Origin of the sequence: Pseudomonas sp. TNT2022 ID1044, assembly GCF_028656895.1 — a bacterium.
Taxonomy (GTDB): domain Bacteria; phylum Pseudomonadota; class Gammaproteobacteria; order Pseudomonadales; family Pseudomonadaceae; genus Aquipseudomonas; species Aquipseudomonas reinekei.
Genome location: NZ_JAMDHB010000001.1, coordinates 400,913 through 419,708 on the forward strand (window position 1 = coordinate 400,913; position 18,796 = coordinate 419,708).

Annotated in this window: 17 protein-coding genes; 6 read left to right on the forward strand and 11 right to left on the reverse strand. The window is 60.8% G+C overall.

The window, feature by feature from the left end; genetic code table 11:
• Nucleotides 1-90 precede the first annotated feature (90 nt).
• Nucleotides 91-1,089 carry an NAD(P)H-quinone oxidoreductase gene (locus M5G20_RS01865; protein WP_273917626.1) on the reverse strand — a complete coding sequence of 333 codons (999 nt, stop codon included), beginning with the start codon at nucleotides 1,087-1,089 and terminating at the stop codon, nucleotides 91-93.
• Nucleotides 1,090-1,161: 72 nt separating this feature from the next.
• Nucleotides 1,162-2,373, reverse strand: a complete 1,212-nt coding sequence (locus M5G20_RS01870; protein ID WP_273917627.1) for a YbfB/YjiJ family MFS transporter — start codon at nucleotides 2,371-2,373, stop codon at nucleotides 1,162-1,164.
• A gap of 113 nt (nucleotides 2,374-2,486) precedes the next feature.
• Between M5G20_RS01870 and M5G20_RS01875 the strand changes: the two genes are divergently transcribed.
• Nucleotides 2,487-3,362, forward strand: a complete 876-nt coding sequence (locus M5G20_RS01875; RefSeq protein ID WP_273917628.1) for a LysR family transcriptional regulator — start codon at nucleotides 2,487-2,489, stop codon at nucleotides 3,360-3,362.
• Nucleotides 3,363-3,401: 39 nt separating this feature from the next.
• On the opposite strand, the gene M5G20_RS01880 is transcribed toward M5G20_RS01875, so the two are convergent.
• Entirely contained in the window at nucleotides 3,402-4,124 is a 723-nt protein-coding gene (locus M5G20_RS01880) for a pirin family protein (protein ID WP_075945771.1), read from the reverse strand.
• A 313-nt stretch (nucleotides 4,125-4,437) separates the two neighbouring features.
• Here M5G20_RS01880 and M5G20_RS01885 point away from each other — a divergent pair, with 313 nt between their 5' ends.
• Complete coding sequence (locus M5G20_RS01885) at nucleotides 4,438-5,388, forward strand: GlxA family transcriptional regulator (protein WP_273917629.1); 951 nt, start codon at nucleotides 4,438-4,440, stop codon at nucleotides 5,386-5,388.
• Nucleotides 5,389-5,544: 156 nt separating this feature from the next.
• A complete protein-coding gene (locus M5G20_RS01890) occupies nucleotides 5,545-7,014 on the forward strand; it encodes an ATP-binding protein (protein WP_273917631.1) in 1,470 nt (489 codons plus the stop codon).
• Here M5G20_RS01890 and M5G20_RS01895 read toward each other — a convergent pair.
• On the reverse strand, nucleotides 6,991-9,795 hold the full coding sequence (locus M5G20_RS01895) for an ATP-binding protein (protein WP_273917632.1): 2,805 nt from the start codon (nucleotides 9,793-9,795) through the stop codon (nucleotides 6,991-6,993). The two genes, M5G20_RS01890 and M5G20_RS01895, sit on opposite strands and share 24 nt — an antisense overlap.
• 286 nt (nucleotides 9,796-10,081) lie before the next feature.
• Here M5G20_RS01895 and M5G20_RS01900 point away from each other — a divergent pair, with 286 nt between their 5' ends.
• Complete coding sequence (locus M5G20_RS01900) at nucleotides 10,082-11,524, forward strand: catalase (RefSeq protein WP_273917634.1); 1,443 nt, start codon at nucleotides 10,082-10,084, stop codon at nucleotides 11,522-11,524.
• A gap of 292 nt (nucleotides 11,525-11,816) precedes the next feature.
• On the opposite strand, the gene grxC is transcribed toward M5G20_RS01900, so the two are convergent.
• Nucleotides 11,817-12,068: a glutaredoxin 3 gene (gene grxC / locus M5G20_RS01905; RefSeq protein WP_273917635.1), complete on the reverse strand. Its 252-nt coding sequence runs from the start codon at nucleotides 12,066-12,068 to the stop codon at nucleotides 11,817-11,819.
• Between the two features lie 25 nt (nucleotides 12,069-12,093).
• Nucleotides 12,094-12,612, reverse strand: coding sequence for a carboxymuconolactone decarboxylase family protein (locus M5G20_RS01910; protein ID WP_273917636.1), 519 nt, complete (start codon nucleotides 12,610-12,612; stop codon nucleotides 12,094-12,096).
• A gap of 132 nt (nucleotides 12,613-12,744) precedes the next feature.
• Between M5G20_RS01910 and M5G20_RS01915 the strand changes: the two genes are divergently transcribed.
• Nucleotides 12,745-13,557: an AraC family transcriptional regulator gene (locus M5G20_RS01915; protein WP_273917637.1), complete on the forward strand. Its 813-nt coding sequence runs from the start codon at nucleotides 12,745-12,747 to the stop codon at nucleotides 13,555-13,557.
• Nucleotides 13,558-13,651: 94 nt separating this feature from the next.
• Here M5G20_RS01915 and M5G20_RS01920 read toward each other — a convergent pair whose 3' ends face one another.
• The 3 genes from M5G20_RS01920 to M5G20_RS01930 all read right to left on the reverse strand — a co-directional run bounded on the left by M5G20_RS01920 (nucleotide 13,652) and on the right by M5G20_RS01930 (nucleotide 15,180).
• Complete coding sequence (locus M5G20_RS01920) at nucleotides 13,652-14,176, reverse strand: DUF3833 domain-containing protein (protein ID WP_150732523.1); 525 nt, start codon at nucleotides 14,174-14,176, stop codon at nucleotides 13,652-13,654.
• A 150-nt stretch (nucleotides 14,177-14,326) separates the two neighbouring features.
• On the reverse strand, nucleotides 14,327-14,749 hold the full coding sequence (locus M5G20_RS01925; protein WP_273917638.1) for an Ohr family peroxiredoxin: 423 nt from the start codon (nucleotides 14,747-14,749) through the stop codon (nucleotides 14,327-14,329).
• A 41-nt stretch (nucleotides 14,750-14,790) separates the two neighbouring features.
• Nucleotides 14,791-15,180, reverse strand: coding sequence for a hypothetical protein (locus M5G20_RS01930; RefSeq protein ID WP_273917639.1), 390 nt, complete (start codon nucleotides 15,178-15,180; stop codon nucleotides 14,791-14,793).
• Nucleotides 15,181-15,511: 331 nt separating this feature from the next.
• On the opposite strand from M5G20_RS01930, the gene M5G20_RS01935 reads away from it, so the two are divergent.
• Nucleotides 15,512-16,731 (forward strand): IS3 family transposase gene (locus tag M5G20_RS01935; RefSeq protein WP_273917640.1). Its coding sequence is split into 2 segments (ribosomal slippage): nucleotides 15,512-15,857 and nucleotides 15,857-16,731, totalling 1,221 coding nucleotides; the frame shifts between segments, so codons are not numbered across the junction.
• On the opposite strand, the gene M5G20_RS01940 is transcribed toward M5G20_RS01935, so the two are convergent.
• Nucleotides 16,723-17,658, reverse strand: coding sequence for a LysR family transcriptional regulator (locus tag M5G20_RS01940; protein ID WP_273917641.1), 936 nt, complete (start codon nucleotides 17,656-17,658; stop codon nucleotides 16,723-16,725). The two genes, M5G20_RS01935 and M5G20_RS01940, sit on opposite strands and share 9 nt — an antisense overlap.
• 82 nt (nucleotides 17,659-17,740) lie before the next feature.
• On the reverse strand, nucleotides 17,741-18,781 hold the full coding sequence (locus M5G20_RS01945; protein ID WP_443218282.1) for an alpha/beta hydrolase: 1,041 nt from the start codon (nucleotides 18,779-18,781) through the stop codon (nucleotides 17,741-17,743).
• Nucleotides 18,782-18,796 lie beyond the last annotated feature (15 nt).

The window sequence follows — 18,796 nt, forward strand, 5'->3', positions numbered from 1 at the left end:
TTAGCAGATGTGCGCCGGGGGCGGGAATAATTTCGACTTGTGGGAGTGAGCCTGCTCCCACAGTGTTCCACGTCGTTCTAAAAGTGCGGGTCACTCCACCCGCAACACTATCTTGCCAATGTGATCGCCGGCTTCCATTCGGGCATGGGCCAGCGATGCATCGGTCAATGGGTACACCTCGTCGATCATCGGCAGGCAACGACCGGCCGCCAACACTGGCCACACGTGCTCGCGCAGTTGTTGCGCGATCGCAGCTTTTTCCTCGCGGGTGCGCGAGCGCAGCAGCGAACCGGTGACGTTGGCGCGTTTGGCCATGATCGCCAGCAGGTCGATCTCCTTGGCCACCGCGCCGCCGAGGAAGCCGAGCATCACTAGCCGGCCTTCGAGGGCCAGGGCCGCGACGTTACTGTTGAGGTACGAACCGCCCATGATGTCGAGAATCACATCGACGCCGCGGCCCGCGGTTTTATCGGCAATGACCTGGGCGAAGTCCTGCTCGCGATAGTTGATCGCTTCGGCCCCCAGTTCGCCAATTACCGCACATTTTTCCGCGCTGCCCGCTGTCGCGAAGGCCTCGATGCCGAACTCGCGGCAGAGCATCAATGCGGTGGTGCCGATGCCGCTGGTGCCACCGTGAATCAGCGCGCGCTGGCCTTTGCGGGCGCCGCCCATTTCGAACAGGTTGGCCCATACGGTGAAGAAGGTTTCCGGGATCGCTGCAGCCTGTACCTCGTTCATGCCCGCAGGGATCGGCAGGGCCTGGCTCGCCGGGACCGCGCAATACTGCGCGTAGCCGCCGCCATTGGTCAGCGCACAGACTTTGTCGCCGATGACGAATTCGCTGACACCGGCGCCGACGGCGACCACTTGACCCGCCACTTCCAGCCCCGGAATCGGGTTCATGCCGGGTTTCATCGGGTATTTGCCGGCACGTTGCAACACGTCCGGGCGATTGACCCCGGCGGCGTGCACGCGGATCAGCACTTCGCCGGCACCTGCCGTGGGCACGGGGACCTGACGCGGTTGCAGGACTTCGGGAGCACCGGGTTGGGTGATTTCGATGTGGGTCATGGTGTGCGGTAGAGACATGGTCAATAGCCTTTGTGCAATGAGTTCAGTTGGAAATGGGTGGGCGCAGGCTTGCTTCCACAGTTTTTTGGATCATGTGATGGCTGCATTGGCACAGATTTTTTCATCGGACCGTGTCGGCAAACGCACCACCAGTTCCAGCAACAGCGCCACAACAATTGCCCCGGCCGCAATCACGAACATCAATCCGTGATGCCCGCCGCTGGCGTTGAACAGTGCCGAGTAGGCGAAGCCGGCGATGGCCTGGAAAGTGGCAAACGATACGGTGGCGCGGCTCCAGGCGATCTGTTGTGGGTGATGCTCGGGGATCAGTTCGTGAACCCGGGCCAACCCCAGCGGCACGATGCCCGGCGGGAACGAGCCGAGGATCACCGCCAGCAATGCCAGCGCCGTAAACGCGCTGCACATCGACAGCAGGCCAAGGGCAATGGCTTGCACCACCAAAACCAGGCGAATGCTCATCTGCGCGCCCAGTCGATCGGCCAAAAAACCATAACTGACCGGACCGATAATCGCGCCGAGCCCGTACATCACCCAGATCAGGCCGCCGACGTGCTGCCCTGCACCGAGCCCGCGGGCTACGTAATCGACCAGGAACACCATGGCCGGCACCAGTCCCACGGCCATAAGGGCGTATTGAGCAAAAAGCAGGTAGACCTTCGGGTTGATCGATTTCGCATCGGCGAGCGTCGGCGTAGCTCGTTGCGTGGCTGACGGCCAGGCAAACCAGCTCGCAACGGTCAGGATCAGCGCCAGCGCGCCAAGGCCGAGCCAGGTTTGCTGCAAGCCCAGGTTCAACAGCGGCGGCACGATCGTCCCCGACCCGGCGATGCCCAGCCCGATCCCGAGAAAAATCGCCCCACTGGCCAGGCCTTTGCGCGAAGCCGGGACGTGTGGCAATACCGTGCCCGCCACCAGCACCATGATCGCGCCCCCGGCAATGCCGGACAGCAGGCGCCAGCCGAAAAACCAGCTCACCGACAACGGAAACGCACAGGCGAAAAACGCCAGGGTCACTGCCAGCATCATCAGGCGCAGGGCGGTGTTGTTGGAGGTGCGCCGCGCCAGTGGATGACCGATCAGCGCGCCAATCAAGTAACCCACCAGATTGGCGGCGCCGAGGTACACCACATCGCTGGCGCAAAACCAGTGAGCCTCAATCAGTGAGGGAATCAGCGGTGTGTAGGCAAAACGCGCCAGGCCAATGCTGACCAGGCTGGCGCACAGGCCGGCAAAGATCGGCAGCCAGAACCCTTGGCGTGGAGTGGTGGAGGGGCTGAGCATGAGAGCTCTCCTGCAGGATTTCCAATGGCCCCCAGCTTATCCAGAACTCGCGTTGCATTAACGCAGCGATTTCGCGCTATTGTGATGCGAATATGCATCACTAGGAGAACGCTGTGAATTGGGATGACGCACGGGTGTTTCTGGCGGTTTGTCGCGAGTCGACGCTCAGGGGCGCGGCGCGGGTGCTGGGGGTCGATCAGGCGACGGTCGGGCGGCGCATCACCGCGCTGGAAAAGTCCTTGAGCGCGACGCTGTTCCTGCGTACCTCCGAGGGGTACGCATTGACGGCTGTCGGTGAAGCGGCGTTGAAGGCGGTTGAGAAAATGGAGCATTCGGCGCTGGAGCTGGAGCGGCGTATACAGGGGCTGGATGATCGGCTGACCGGCACGGTGCGGGTGACCACCACCGACACCCTGGCCATCGATTTTTTGATCCCGGCCATCGCTCGATTGCATCAGCAACACCCGGACGTGCGGGTGCAACTGGACGCTTCGACGCAAATTCTCAGCCTGGCCAAGCGCGAGGCCGATATCGCGGTGCGCAATACCCGACCGGACAACCCGGACCTGATCGCCCGACGGATTGCCCGTTGGCCGTTGGGATTGTTTGCTTCGCAAGCTTACGTCGAGGCGCATGGCATCCCGGAACCCGGTGCGGCGTTCGATGGGCATGATCTGGTGGTGTATCAGCCGTATCTGCAAAGCGGCAAGGACATGACGCTGGTCGGGGAACCGATCGGTCGCGGGCGAATTGTCGCGAGTCTGAGTTCCAGCCTGTTGGTGCGACGGTCCATTGCTGCGGGGATCGGAATAGGGGAGGTGCCCATCCACATGGGTGAGTTGGACGGGCTGGTCAGGCTCTGGCCAGAGCGGACGAGGCCGGTGCCGTATGACATCTGGCTGGTGACCCACGCCGATTTGCGGCATACCGCCAGGGTGCGGGTGGTGATTGACGAGATTGTTGCGGTGTTTGCCGGGACGGGTGAATAAAGATCGCAGCCCCGCGGTGCGAGGCTGCGATCTTTTCGGTTACGGCATTTCAGGCAGTTCCTGCGGGCGCAAGTCGAACACCAGCACTTCGGCATCCACGCCGTTGTTCAAGGTCAGCACCTGTTCTTTGCGAACCCGCACGCCGTCGCCTTCCTGCAACGGCATGCCGTTGAGCTCGACACTGCCCCGTGCCACATGCACGTAGGCATAGCGGTCGGCGGCCAGTTCCAGGGTGGCGCTTTCCTTGCCGTCGATCAGGGCGGCATACACCCGCGCATCCTGGCGCACCTTCAGCGAACCCTTGGCACCGTCGGGCGATATGATCAATTGCAGGCGACCGCGTTTTTTCTGCGTGCTGAAGTGCTCTTGCTGATAGCGCGGTTTGGCGCCACTGACCTGCGGCACGATCCAGATTTGCAGGAAATGCACCGGCCGGGTGTCCGAGTGGTTGTATTCACTGTGGGCCACGCCACTGCCGGCGCTCATCAACTGCACGTCACCGGGGCGAATCACCGAACCGGTGCCCAGGGTGTCCTTGTGTTCCAGCGCGCCTTCGAGCACATAGGAAAAAATCTCCATGTCGCGGTGCGGGTGCTGGCCGAACCCTTTGCCGGCGGCGACGCGGTCATCGTTGATCACCAGCAGGTCGGAAAAACCCTGTTCTTTCGGGTTGCGGTAGTTGGCGAAGGAAAAGGTGTGGAACGACTTCAACCAGCCATGGTTGGCCATGCCACGATCAGAAGCTTTGCGAAGGGTCAGCATGATGGAATCTCCTGCGGGGACGTTGATTCGTCCGAGTGAGGAGAAGGTTAATGGTTACCCGTCGATGCAATAAGTAGATGTAAATTGAAATACTGTCGCATTTGGGTTGACAGTAATAGGTGGAATGAATCGCCGATGTTTGCACCCGATACGGCCATAATGAACGGCATCAAAACCTGCGCGAGCTTGCTCACGATGGCGGCTTCACATTCAATACCTGTGTCGACTGATCTACCGCTATCGCGAGCAAGCTCGCTCCCACAGGGAACCGCGTTCGCTTAGCCTTTTGTTCAATTACTGTGATCTCTAACCCATGAAAACCGTGGCAATGGTGCTGTTCCCCGACTTCCTCCTGCTCGACATGGCAGGCCCCTTGGAGGTGTTTTCCATCGCCAATCGCTATCTCAAACCCGACGATCACTACGTGCTGACGACCATCGGCACCGAGCCGGGCGCATTGCGGGCATCCAACGGTGTAAGCGTGCACGCCGACCTGTTTATCGATCAGGCCTGCGACGGCTATGACTTGCTGCTGGTGCCCGGTGGCCCCGGTGCCTACAACGAAAAACATCCGCCGTTGCTTGACTGGCTCAGGCACAACGTTGGCCGCTCGGCCAGTTATGGCTCGATCTGCACCGGGGCGTTTGTGCTCGGGCATGCGGGGCTGCTCGACGGGTATCGCGTGACCACGCATTGGCATTACACCGAACGCCTGATCAAGGCATTCCCGTCGGCCACCGTCGAAACCGACCAGATCTTTATTCAGGACCGCAACCTGATCACCTCCGGTGGTGTCACCGCCGGCATCGATCTTGCGCTGTCGGTGGTCGCTCGGGACCATGGCAAAAAAGTTGCCCAGGATGTGGCCAAAGTGTTACTGGTGGTGATGAAACGCCAGGGTGGCCAGGCGCAGTTCAGCCCGCTGATGGCGGCGGTGGCGCCCCACGAAACGGCGATCACCCGCGTGCAGAATCACGTACTCGAACACCTCGACGAAGCCTTCAGCATCGAACGCATGGCCAGTCTGGCGACCATGAGCCCGCGTCACTTCGCCAGGGTGTTTGCCCGGGAAGTGAACATGACGCCCATGGAGTTTCTGCAAAGTGCACGCATCGATTGCGCGAGGAATCTGCTGGAAACCACGGAGCTGCCGCTCAAGACCGTGGCTTTCAAAAGTGGCTTCGGCAGCGTGCGGCACATGCGTTTTCTGTTCGGAGAAAAACTTGGCCTCACCCCGACCCAGTACCGCGAGCAGTTCAGCTAATCTCCTTGGCCGTTGCGCGCACCGTTATGGCCGTGACGCTCCCCCCGTGACAGTTGTACCGTCGCCGAGGCCTGCCAAGATACCGTTGAACTCTTTGCATGGACGGTACGGAGCCTGGATGGACGCACGTGCCGGGCAGGTTCCTGTGGGAGAAGCATGAACAGCCTTAGAGATTTTCACGGTGAAACGGTACTGCGCTTCGGCCCCTACGCGTTCCACCTCAACCAGCGCCTGGTCCTGCACGGTGACCAGCCGCTGCGTTTGGGCGGTCGGGCCCTGGATATCCTGCAAGTACTGGTCGAGCACGCGGGCTCGGTGGTCAGCAAGGAAGCGTTGATCGCTCAAGTCTGGCCGCGCTCGGTTGTCGAAGACATCAACCTGCGCGTGCACATTGCCGCACTGCGCCGGGCCTTTCGCGACGGGCAGAACGGCGACAGCTACATCGTCACCGTACCCCAGCGCGGCTACAGTTTTGTCGCCTCGGTGCAGACGGCATCGCAGGCCATTGCGATGCCGCTCGAAACCCCACATCAACCCCGGCACAATTTGCCGGCGCGACTGACCCCGGTCACCGGGCGTGATGCGGTGGTTGGCAACCTGGTCAGACTGCTGCCTGTGCGGCGCTTCATGACCCTGGTCGGGCCGTGTGGTATCGGCAAGACGACCGTGGCGTTGCGGGCCGCCGAACTGTTGCTGCAGCACTATCGCGATGGCGTGTGGCTGGTGGATCTGGCGATGATCGATGATCCGGCGCAGTTGGCTGATCACCTGACGCGCACCCTTGGTCTGGACACGGGCACGACCCTCGAAGCCTTGGGCGCATGGCATGCGCTGTTGATCCTCGATAACTGTGAACACTTGCAGGACAGTTGCCGGACGTTGATTGAAGTATTGCGGTCCTCGGCACCGTGCCTGTCGCTACTGGTTACCAGTCGCGAACCGCTGTTGGCCCCGGGAGAAACGCTGCTGCCGTTGCCGCCGCTGGTGGTGCCACCGGCATCGGCGCTACGCAGTGTCGAAGAGTGCATGGGCTATTCGGCGGTGCAATTGTTTGTCAGCCGTGCCCGGGCACGCCAGCAGGGTTTTGCCCTGCGCGAACAGGATCTCAAGGCGGTGCGGGAAATCTGTCGGCGGCTCGATGGCTTGCCCCTGGCGATTGAATTGGCGGCGGCGCAGATCGATGCGCTGGCGCTGGTGGGCATGCGGGCGCAACTGGACAACTGTTTTCAACTGCTGACCCAAGGACGTCGCACCGCCGTGCCCCGGCACCAGACCCTCAAGGCCGCCCTCGACTGGAGTTACGAGCGGCTGAGTCCGCAGGAGCAAACCGTGTTGCAGCGTCTGTCGGTGTTCAAATCGGCGTTCACCGTGCAAGCGGCCAAGGGCGTGATCAGCTGCGACACGCTGCAACCGGCGAGCCTGACCCGCGCGCTGGAAAGCCTGGTGCTCAAGTCGCTGTTGTCACAGGAAACAGCCAATGGCATCAGTCGCTATCGTTTCCTCAATACCACCCGCAGCTATGCCCTGGAAAAACTCGACGCCAGCGGTGCATTGCGCACGTTCGAAATGCGCGATGCCGGTCACATCAATCACGCGCGGTACTCAGGTCGGCAGGTAGCCCTGTAGCTCGTCGAGCAAGTGTCGTGCGGCCTTCAAATCGGGCGTGGCATGACCTTCGGTGAAACGCTGATAGATCGGTGCCAGTAACGTATGGGCTTGCCGGCAGCGACCCTGACGCTGCCAAAGCCGCGCCAGTGAACTGGCGCTGCGCAGCTCCCAGGCCAGGGCGCCCTGGGATTTCGCCACGTTGATGGCCTTGATCAGCACGGTTTCGGCCGTGCAGTTTTTCACCGGGCAATCGGCGGCCAGCAGCGCCTCGGCACGGGCGCGCAGGATTTCCGCCGTGCTCCAGCCCGCTGCACCGCTGTCGGCGCGTTGCAGCAAATCGTCATCGACGAGCGCGGTGTCCAGGGTCACCATGATTTCCTTGATCAGGCCAACCGCCGCCCGGGGTGAGGGTGGCGCCTCTGCGCTGTCGATCACTTGCGCATAGTGTTGCGCCCAGGTGTAGAACAGCTGCACCGAATGCTTTTGCGCCTGTTCCAGCAGCAGCCGCAGCAACTCACGGGCGGTGCGGGTGTTGCCGTTGTAATGGGCGATCAGGCAGCCGGAGAGGGCCAGGGTGTAGCAGATCGAAGTGCCGTGGTTGATCTGCAACGCAATATCCAGAGCCTGCCGCGCCGTGCGCCACGCCTGTTCCGGTTGCCCCTGCAACCAGAGGGTGCGCGCGAGGATGGTCAGGGCGGCGACGCTCTGGTCGTATTGCACGCCAAAGCCATGGGTGAAACGGTTGAGATGGCCGCTGTGGGCCATGCGCTGGAGCACTTCCTCGGCATTCACCCGAGCCCGGTGCTGATCCCCGGCGAAGTGCAGGGCCAGCACCCGCAAACGATGCATGCTCAGCGACAGCAGCGGATCGCCGTCCAGCCCCAGCCGATCAAATTGCTGACTCTGTTCCAGAGCCATTTGATAGTTGCCACAACTGAGATTGACTGCCAGATGACCGGAGATGGCGCGCAACTCTCCGACCACGTCCTGACACTGTCTGGCCAGGGTTCGGGCGGTGACGAAGGCGCCAATGGTTTCAGCGCTGCCACCCTGGGCGTGATAGCAGGCGCTGCCCAGCGCCAGCTTCAGGGACATTTTCAGCGGCAGACAGGGCTCTGCTGATGCATCCAGCAAGGCCAGGGCCTTGCGCACGTAACCACCGTGTTCCTTGAGCAGCGACAGTTCCTGCCAGAGGGGCGTGGACGCCGCGGTCAGGCGAATCGCCAGCGCCTCGGGTCCCCGGGCATTGAGGCCCCAATCGAGCGCCGCGCGGATGTCTTCAAGGCCCCGGGCATAGCGCTCGATCCATAGCGCTGTTGGAATGTGCTCCCAATCGGTCTGCGCTTGTTGCATCAGCGCCAGGCAGCGTTTTGCATGGCGCGCTCGGGTGTCCGGCCACTCGCGGGCCTGTTCGAGTTTTTCCATGGCATAGCTGCGCGTGGTGTCGAGCAGGCGGTAGAACACCTCTTCGTCACCGACGTCCACGCTCAACAGGGACTTGGCCACCAGTTGCGTGATCGAGCCAAACACCTCGCGCGGCGCGATCTGTTCGCCGACGATCACCGCCGCTGCCGACGCCAGGGTAAAGCCGCCACGGAACACACCCAATCGCCGCAAGCAGGTTTGTTCGCAGCTGTTGAGCAGTTCAAAGCTCCAGTCCAGCGTGGCGTGCAGCGTCTGGTGCCGGGTGAGCGTCGACTGGCCGCTGTGGGTGAGCAGACGAAAACTGTCTTGCAGTTGTGTGAGCAAACCGTCGAGGCCAAGGCTGGCCACTTGTGCCGCCGCCAGTTCCAGGGCCAGAGGAATGCCGTCGAGGCGCCGGCAGATGTCGATCGCCAGTGGCAACTCGACATCGCTCAGTTCGAAGCTGTCATGGCTGGCCATGGCGCGTTCGACGAACAGCTGTAATGCAGAAAAGGTCAGCGCCTGGGTGCGGTCCAGCTCGGCAGCGGGAGGTGGGCAGTCCAGGGACTCCAGGCGCTGGACGAATTCGCCCTCGGCCCGCAGGCTCTCGCGGCTGGTGGTCAGAATGTGTAAGTGCGGCGCGCCGCGCAGCAGGCTCTCACAGAGCAGCGCGACGTTGTCGATCAGGTGTTCGCAGTTGTCGATCACCAGCAGCATCTGCCGATCGCGCAGGAAGGTCGCGAGGCCGCTCATCGGTTCGTTGTCGTGCAGGGACAGGTCAAGCAACGCGGCCAAGTGGCCGGGGATCAGCAACGGGTCGTTGACAGGGGCCAGGTCTAGCAGACGAATGCCGTCGCGGTAGCGGCCGATCAATTGTTCGGCGACGCGCAGGGCTGCGGTGGTTTTGCCGATGCCGCCGGGGCCGGTCAGGGTGATGAAACGCTGTCGCGGCAGTTGCGCCACCAGGTTGTCGACCAACGCCTGGCGACCGATCAGGCGGGTGCGGCGCAAGGGCAGGTTATGGCCGTTCGTTGCCTTGGGCGGGCAGACCGGATGTTGCCCGACCTGCTCCAGCGAGTAAGGCGCGACGAAACTGTAGCCGCGCTGGGCCACGTTAATGATGTAGCGTTGCCCGGCCTGACCATCGCCGAGGGCTTTGCGCAGGGCTGCCATGTGGACGCGCAGGTTGATTTCTTCGACCACGCTGTTGGGCCAGACGGCGGCCATCAGTTGCTGTTTGCTGACCACGTTCCCGGCGTGCTCCAACAGGATCAGCAAAATGTCCATGGCCCTTCGGCCCAGGCGCAGGGGCTGGTCAGCCTCCATCACCAGGCGTTGTCCGGGGTAGATTCTGTAGGGGCCGAAAAGCACGGCCCGCTCATGGGAAAGGGTCAACAACACGCTCCTGCCTGCATCCGTCTAGTTCGCGGTTTGCGAGCATGTTCCTCAGGTTTTTCTATCCATGCAAGGTGCTTTCGGAATGACTGTGCGGTGCCTGTCTTGACCGCTGCGTTCGCGCGCCGTCGGGCATCGCGCCAGCAATATCGTGGAAAGGTTCTACGCTGATTGTCTGCCCCAGCACGCCGACGGCGTTACCCACGGGTTGATACACCGCCGACGCGGGCGTAGATCAGCGTCGGTTTTCGCTCCTGATGAGCCGCAGTCCATTGAGAATCCATTCATGAAAAAGCTGACCAACGCCACCGGCGCACCGGTAGCCGATAACCTCAATATCCAGACCGCCGGGCCACGCGGTCCGGCGCTCCTGCAAGACATCTGGTTGCTGGAAAAACTCGCTCACTTCGATCGTGAACTCATCCCTGAACGGCGTATGCACGCCAAGGGTGCGGGTGCTTATGGCACCTTTACCGTCACCAATGACATCACTCGTTACACAAAAGCAAATATCTTCAGCTCAGTGGGCAAGCAGACCCCGCTGTTCGTGCGTTTTTCCTCGGTGGCCGGGGAACGCGGTGCCGCGGATGCCGAGCGTGACATCCGTGGTTTCGCCGTAAAGTTCTACACCGACGAAGGCAACTGGGACATCGTCGGCAACAACACCCCGGTGTTTTTCTTTCGCGATCCGCTGCGTTTTTCTGACCTCAACCATGTGGTCAAGCGTGACCCGCGCACCGGCCTGCGCAATGCCACCAGCAACTGGGATTTCTGGACGCTGCTGCCCGAGGCGTTGCACCAGGTGACGATTGTCATGAGTGATCGTGGTATTCCCACCAGTTTCCGCCACATGCACGGCTTCGGCAGCCACACTTTCAGCCTGATCGACCGGGACAACCAGCGGGTGTGGGTGAAGTTTCACTTCGTCTGCCAGCAAGGCATCGAAAACCTCTCCGATGCCGAGGCTGCGGTGGTGGTCGGCCAGGACCGGGAAAGCAATCTGCGGGATTTGTACGAGAACATCGAGCAGGGCCATTTCCCGCGCTGGAAATTGTGCATTCAGGTCATGGAAGAGGAGCAGGCCATCCACTATCGGCACAACCCGTTCGACCTGACCAAGGTCTGGCCACACGGCGAGTTCCCGTTGATCGAAGTCGGCACCATGGAGCTCAACCGCAACGCCGAGAACCATTTCGCCGAAATCGAACAGGCGGCATTCTCACCGGCCAACGTGGTGCCGGGCGTCAGCTTCTCGCCGGACCGCATGCTGCAGGCGCGGTTGTTTTCCTATGGTGATGCCCAGCGCTATCGCCTGGGGGTGAACTTCAATCACATTCCGGTCAATGCACCGCGCTGCCCGCACCACAGTTACCACCGCGACGGCGCCATGCGCACCGACGGCAACCTCGGTGGCACGGCCAGCTATTTCCCGAACAGCGTCGGCGAATGGGAGGATTCCAAGGAATTGTCAGAGCCGCCGCTGCCGCTGGAAGGCTTTGCCCAGCACTATGATCATCGGCTTGAAGAGGATCATTACGAGCAGCCGGGCAATCTGTTCCGTCTGATGGACCCGGCGCGTCAACAGCTGTTGTTTGAAAACACCGCACGGGCCATGAACGGTGTTCCGCAGTTGATTCGCCAGCGGCACATCGATAACTGCACGAAGGCTGATCCGGCTTATGGGCGTGGGGTGGCGGACGCGTTGGAACGGTTGGTGCCGTTGGGCTGAAGCAAGGCTCACTCCCACAAGGGATCGGCGGCGTACGTCGATCTCGTATACGACACCAATCAACGGTAGGAGCCAGCTTGCTCGCGATGACGGTGGCACATTCAACATCACCGTTGACTGCTGCACCGCTATCGCCAGCAAGCCGGCTCCTACAATGAATGTTTGCCAGGCACAGATCTTGTGTTCACTGCAGATCCCCTGTGGGAGCCAGCCTGCTGGCGATGGGCCCGGCACATCCAACCTCTCCTGTGCCTGACACGTCGCTATTGCGAGCAGGCTCGCTCCCACAGCTTCAGGCCAGCATCGACATCAACCCGCCCTGACGATCCAGTTTGGCCAGGTCATCGAAGCCGCCGATGTGTGCGTCGCCGATGAAAATCTGCGGCACGGAGCGGCGGCCGCTGCGGGTCAGCATTTCTTCAAGCTTGCCCGGTTCGTGCTGGATGTTGATCTCCTTCATGGTCACGCCTTTGCTGGCCAGCAGTGATTTGGCGCTGCGGCAGTAAGGGCAGGTGTCGGTGGTGTATAGGGTCACGGTGTTCATGCTCGTAGTCTCCGCAGCAAGTTGATCAGGCGTCGATGGCCGGGAAGTCGATATCGGTCAGGGCGACGTTGTTCAGGTAGTTGGTCAGGGTCTGTGAGGCCACGTGGGCGATCACTTCGATGATCTTCGCGTCATTGATTCCGGCGGCGCGGGCGGCGGCGATCTGCTCGCTGCTCAAGTGGCCACGGCTTTCCGTGATCTGCCGGGCGAGCAGGGCATAAGCGTCCAGCTGACCTATACGGGCACTGCGAATTTCCTGATGGGTGAGCCCGGCCTTGCTGGCAAACAGCGTGTGCGCGGCCAGGCAGTATTCGCAGCCGTTGACCTGCGAGGTGGCGAGGGAGATGGCTTCCTTCTGCGTGGCGCTCAGCGAGGTCTTGCCCAGGGCCGCCGAGTTTTGCAGGTACGACGCCAGCACGGCCGGGGCGAGGGCCAGCACGCGGAAAACATTGGGCAGGAAACCTATTTTCTTTTGCACGCCTTCCAGCATCGGGCGGGTGGCGTCGGTGGTGTGTTCGAGGTTGACAGGGGCAATGCGGGTCATGGCGATTCTCCGAGGATTGAAGCGCGACAGGCGCTGAGTACGGAGTCCATGCTAGTGATATGCTCTGGCCTATTGGATGCAAATCGTCGACGATATGCGACAGATCGTCCAGAATCGCTCCCGGGAGACCCCATGGATCGCTTGTCCACTTTGCTCAGCCATTTCGGCGTCAACGCCGGCACCTTCCACAGCGGCACGTTTTGCGGCACGACGGCGTTCGATGGCAGCCAGGCGTGCGGCCATCTGCATCTGCTTCAGGGCGGTCAGTTGTCGCTCAAACTGGCGGACGAACGAACGCTGCACCTCACCGAACCGACCTTGATTTTCTTCCCGCGCCCCTATCGTCACCGCTTGTTTGCCGATGATGCTTCCGGCACGCAATTGGTCTGCGCATCACTGGATTTCGACGGCGGCGCCGGCAATGCCCTGGCTACTGCGCTACCGGATTTCCTGGTGCTGAAACTGGATGAAATCCCCACCCTGGCCAGCACCCTGCAATGGCTGTTCGATGAAGCTTTCGCGGGCACTTGCGGCCGGGAAGCGGTGATGGATCGGCTGTTCGAACTGGTAGTGATCCTGCTACTGCGCCATATCCTCAGCAGTCGCAACCAACAACCGGGCATGATGGCCGGCCTCGCCGATCCACGCCTGGCGCGCCCGTTGAATCTCATGCACGAATCACCAGGCAAACCTTGGAGCGTGGCCGAATTATCGGCGGCGGCCAACATGTCGCGGGCCAGTTTTGCCGAGCATTTCAAACGCGTGGTCGGCCAGGCGCCGGTGGATTATCTGGTGAGCTGGCGCATCAGCCTGGCGCAGAAACGCTTGCGCGAGGGCAAGCCCATCGCCCTGATCGCCGAAGAAGTCGGCTATGAAAGCCCGTCGGCACTGGCCCGGGCATTTCGTCGCAAGACGGGAGTCAGCCCACGGGAGTGGAGGGGGTAGGTCAACTGGCGGAGGTCGAACGCTGCCTGACGCGCGATTCCAGTTCCACAGGGCCAAAAACCGCCGGCTCGCCATGGCGCAGTCACCCGCGACCTCAAGGCTGCTTGCGGAAGAACAAGGTGATCTGACCGACCTCCACCCCGAATTTGCTCATGAACGAGCGATTGATCAGGGTGTTCTTGTCCATCAGGTACATCCAGTCGTCCAAGTGAACCTCGTACACCGTGCCATCCACCGGAAGGCTCAGCACATATTTCCAGCGCAGTGCATTGCCTGCCACCTCACCAAGCGCCTCGCCCACCACGTCGCCAGCGGTTCCGCGCCATTGGCCAGGGCCAGCAGGGGTTAGCGTCCACACGCGTTTTTGCTTGGTTCCATCGCTGTAGGTAAACGATTCGTCGAGGATCAGCTTGTTGCCTTCGGAGTGGCCATTGATCACCACATGGAAGCGCTTGGTTACCTCGCCTGAACGCTTTTGAAACATACCCCACGCTTCAACCCGGCCCTCGAAGAATTCGCGCAACTCAAGCGTGGGCGTCTCCTGGCTGTAGGTCTGCACATCCACCCGGCTGCAACTCGCAAGGCCAATGCATAGCAGCATTATCCATATCTTGAGCATGTGCATTTCCTCAACTGTCTCAGAGTTCAAGGAACCAGTGTAGTCGGCTATGACCCGAGCCATTTCGAGCTGAGACGCAGCACGTAGCTGGTCGGCGAAGTAGTTGTCGGGATTGCGGTTGAGCTCAAGCATTCCGACTTCGATCAGCGGCTAATCGCGGTGTGGCCAGACCGTGGTCAAATCGAAGGGATTGATCGGATAAGAGTACGGGCAATTCTGGTTCGCCGCTTCAATGAGTTGCAAGGCGGTGTCCGACTCGATATCGGGCAACGACACGACCAACCGGGCCTGAATGGCAAAACCCTGTTCGCCATGAATCAAGTCGACTTGGGCATCGACGCCGGCCATCGGGGGAAAGGTGATCTTGCGGGCGTTACAGGCATGGCGCAGAGAGCCGAGAAAACAGGCAGACCAGCAAATGGCGAACAACTGCTCGGGGTTGGTGCCTGTTCCGGGCGCGCCGGGCGGGGAAAGCTTGAGATCGAGTCGTCCATCATGGCTGCGGCCGCAGCCCTCACGCCCGCCTGTTGTGTAGGTATGGCCTGTGTAGAGGGTTTTTTCGATATTGATCATGCGTACTTCCTGGCTTTATAGCGCGGCATCGAACGTTCGAATCACGTGACATGCAAGGCTTCACGGCGGTTGCGCGTCGCCACACTGGCAGGCGGATCAAAAGCGGCTTCTGCATCCGGTGTTCCAAGTAGCGTGGAGCGTGCGATGTCGAGAATCCACGACCGGAATGGCAAGTTCGGGTCGTATCGTGGCTGTCCGAGATAGAGCGCCTTGAGGGCTTGCTGAACCAGGCTTGCTGTCTCTGCATGCTTGATGCGCCCGGCTTGCACCTGGCCTTCATAAAAGGCGATGAATAAGGGGATCACTGTCGCGAAAAGTCGTAGTGACTCACGTTTGTCACGTCGGACAACGGCATCCATCAAGGCATGCAACTCGTCATTTCCAAGTCTCTCAGCTGTGCTAAGGCAACCCACGCGATAACCTTCGGCCATGATCTGATACCTCTGCGTCATCTGTTCAACTGCTCAGGCAACCGGGGCACAGCGAGGTTGCCAGACCTTGAGTGGTGAGACTTGAGCATGACGACATACGATGAGGCCCGCCAGTTAGGCGGTGTTAGCGCTTAATAGCGGGCACGCGCGGCTCGACATGACCGCTGCCGCCGCGGGCGTTGTTCGTCGGCTGGGTAGGCCGCAGACAGGAACACCATGAAGAACAACGCGGAGCGTTGTGATGTTGGTAGTTCAGCGCTTTGAACGAGCCCCATGAAAGACAGGACACCGTTTCCCCCTTACGATAAGGGATAGGCAAACGGTTATGTTTATGACTAATAGCAACGACAAGAGTGGGGAGCTTTTGGGCCAGGAGCGGCGGCGCCGCCGGAGTCCAGAGCAAAAGCTGGCCATGGTTCGCGAGAGCCTTGAGCCAGGACAAAGTGTGTCGGTCGTCGCTCGGCGCAACGGCATCAATGCCAATCAGTTGTTCTTGTGGCGCAAGCTGTATCAGGACGGCAGCCTGTCGGCGGTCAGTGCTGGCGAAGCCGTGGTGCCTGCCTCCGAGCTAAGCGATGCGCTCAAGCAGATCCGTGAACTGCAACGGATGCTGGGCAAGAAAACGATGGAAGCCGAAATCCTCAAAGAGGCCGTGGAGATCGCCCGGTCGCGAAAATGGATTGCGCACTCACCCTTGTTGCCGGGGGACGACCAGTGAAGCTGGTCAGCGAATGTCTCGGTGTGGCGCGCTCGCAATTAACGGTTCGAATCAAGCAATCGGTATCGCCCAAAGTGCGGCGAAGCAGGCCTGTGAACGATGTAGAACTGGTCGCTGAAATCCAGCAAGAGGTCAGCGAACTGCCCAGTTATGGATACCGTCGCGTCTGGGGACTGCTGCGTCGTGCACGTGAAAAGCGGTCGCTGCCGGCGGTCAACGTGAAACGGATTTACCGGGTGATGCGTGACCACAACCTTTTGCTTGAACGCCGGATCAAACAGCCCGGCGTGCCGCGTCGGCACGAAGGCCGTATTGCAGTGGAAACCAGTGATACGCGTTGGTGCTCGGACGGCTTTGAGTTCCGTTGCGAGGACGGTGCCAAACTGAGCGTGACCTTCGCCCTCGATTGCTGTGATCGCGAAGCCATCGGCTGGGTCGCGAGCCCGACCGGGTACAGCGGCGATGATATCCGCGACTTGATGCTGGAAAGCGTGGAGAAGCGCTTTGGTGATCAACTGCCCGCTACGCCGGTGCAATGGCTAAGCGACAACGGCTCGGCGTACACCGCCGAACAGACACGCCTGTTTGCTCGACAGATCGGTTTGCAGCCGGTGACCACCCCAGTTCGCAGCCCGCAGAGCAACGGCATGGCCGAGAGCTTCGTGAAGACGCTCAAACGTGATTATGTGGCGCACATGCCCAAGCCGGATCGAGAAACGGCGCTGCGCAACCTGGCAATTGCCTTCGAGCATTACAACGAGCAGCATCCGCACAGCGCCTTGAAATATCGTTCACCGAGGGAGTTCAGGCGCTTAGCGGGAACATCAATTTAACGGGGAGTTGGTGTCCGGTTTTATAGGGGCAAGTCCACGCTTATAGATCAGAGCATCAACCACAACGCCAAATGCTGAGGAGTGTTCCCGGCGATTCGGATAGTAGAGGTGATAGCCCGCAAAGGGCTGGCACCAGTCCTCAAGAACTCGCACCAGACTGCCGTCAGCCAGCTCTTTTGCGACCATGTCTTCTGGCAGAAACCCTAAACCGCATCCGGCCACAGCGGCACGCAGAATCGGCACGCTGCTGTTGAACGTCCATTGCCCTTCGACGCGTGCCTTGAGTTCGTGACCGTCCTTTTCAAAATCCCATTGCATCAGGCTCCCATGAGTCGGCAGGCGCAGGTTGATGCAGTTGTGCGCCGCCAGATCTCCGGGTGCCGTGGGAATCGGTCTCTGTTTGAAGTAGTCGGGAGACCCTACAACCGCGATGCGCAACGACGGGCCGATGGGCACGGCGATCATATCCTTGGCCACTTGGTCCCCCAGCCGCACGCCGGCGTCGTAGCGCTGAGCGACGATGTCGGAGAGGGCGTAGTCGACGGTGATTTCGACCTTGATGTCCGGATAGTCGGGAAGCACCTTCAACAACTTGGGCCACAGAATATTGTTGGCTGCATGTTCTGAAGCTTGAATCCGCACGTTCCCTGCCGGGGTGTCGCGAAACTCGCTGACCGCCGCCAGTTCCAGTTCAATCTCGTCAAAGCGCGGCGCCATGGTTTGATACAACCGTTGACCGGCCTCGGTGGGTGAGACGCTGCGCGTGGTTCGGGTCAGCAGGCGGACACCGAGCCGGGTTTCCAGTGCACGCATGGTGTGGCTCAGCGCGGACTGCGAGACGCCCAGCTGTGCTGCCGCGCGGGTGAAACTGCCTTCGCGGGTAATGACCACGAAGGCTTGCAGATCATTGAGATTGGCGCGGGACATTGATGAGAACCTCTCATGGGGAGCGCGTGATTATTCCATGTAAGCAGGTTCCGCCTGGATACGCGACCCCCCGAAGATCCCGTCAAAGGGTGCGTGCGTAAAACTCAGTCAGCTTGCCCATTGCCGCATCGACATAACGCGGCACCCAGTAGGTTTCGATGTGGGTGGCGCCGTCGATGATGAACATTTCCTTGTCCTTGGTACCGGTGGCCTTGGGGAACGCATCCTGGGTCATGTACAGGCTGTCGGCCTTGCTGCCTGCAATCATCAGCAACGGCTGATTGATCAGCTCGATCTGGTTGGTCGAGTCGAAACGCATCAGGTCCAGCAGGCTGCTGGTGGTGTACTTGAACGTTGAATTCGGGTGCGCGTGGGTTTTCCAGTAGTACTCGTAGCCCTGGCGGTACAGTTCGAAGGGCAGTTTGGCGATCTGCTCGTCGGTGAGGTTGGCGTCACCCGAATAGAGCACCGCGCCACCAGCCGCCTCCTGAGCGCGCGCAGCGGAAGCCTGTTGCAGGCGTTGCTGGATAGTATCCAGTTGCGAGTCGTTGTAGCCGTTGCGACGGACGCGGCCGGAGTTGAACATGCTGACGGTTGCCAGCGATTTGAAGCGTTTGTCGGTTTGCGCGGCGGCCAACGAATAGCCCCCACCGCCGCAGATGCCGAGCAAGCCCAGGCGTTTGCTATCAACCCCCGCGTACTGGGAAATGAAGTCGGCCATGCCATGGATGTCTTCGATGCGATACGCCGGCTTGTCAATGCTGCGTGGCTGACCACCGCTGGCGCCCTGATAGGCCGCGTCGGCAGTGATGGTGATGTAGCCCTGTTCAGCCAGTCGCTGGGCATACAGTCCGGCGACTTGCTCTTTGACGCCACCGTTCGGATGCGCAACCACGACGGTCGGGTAGACCTTCTTCGCATCGTAGTTGGCCGGCGTGTAAACGTTGGCCGCGATGTCCAGGCCATTGAGCTTGTAGCTGACCGGATGGATGTTGACCTTGCCGGGCTCGTTCTTGGTAATTGCGCCGTCGTAAGCCAGTGTGAACGGGTTTTTTTTGTAGTCCGCAGCAAAGGCTTCGCCCGCAGAAAGGCCAACCAGCGCCGACATGAGCGTGGCTTTCATAAAGGTGTTTATCAC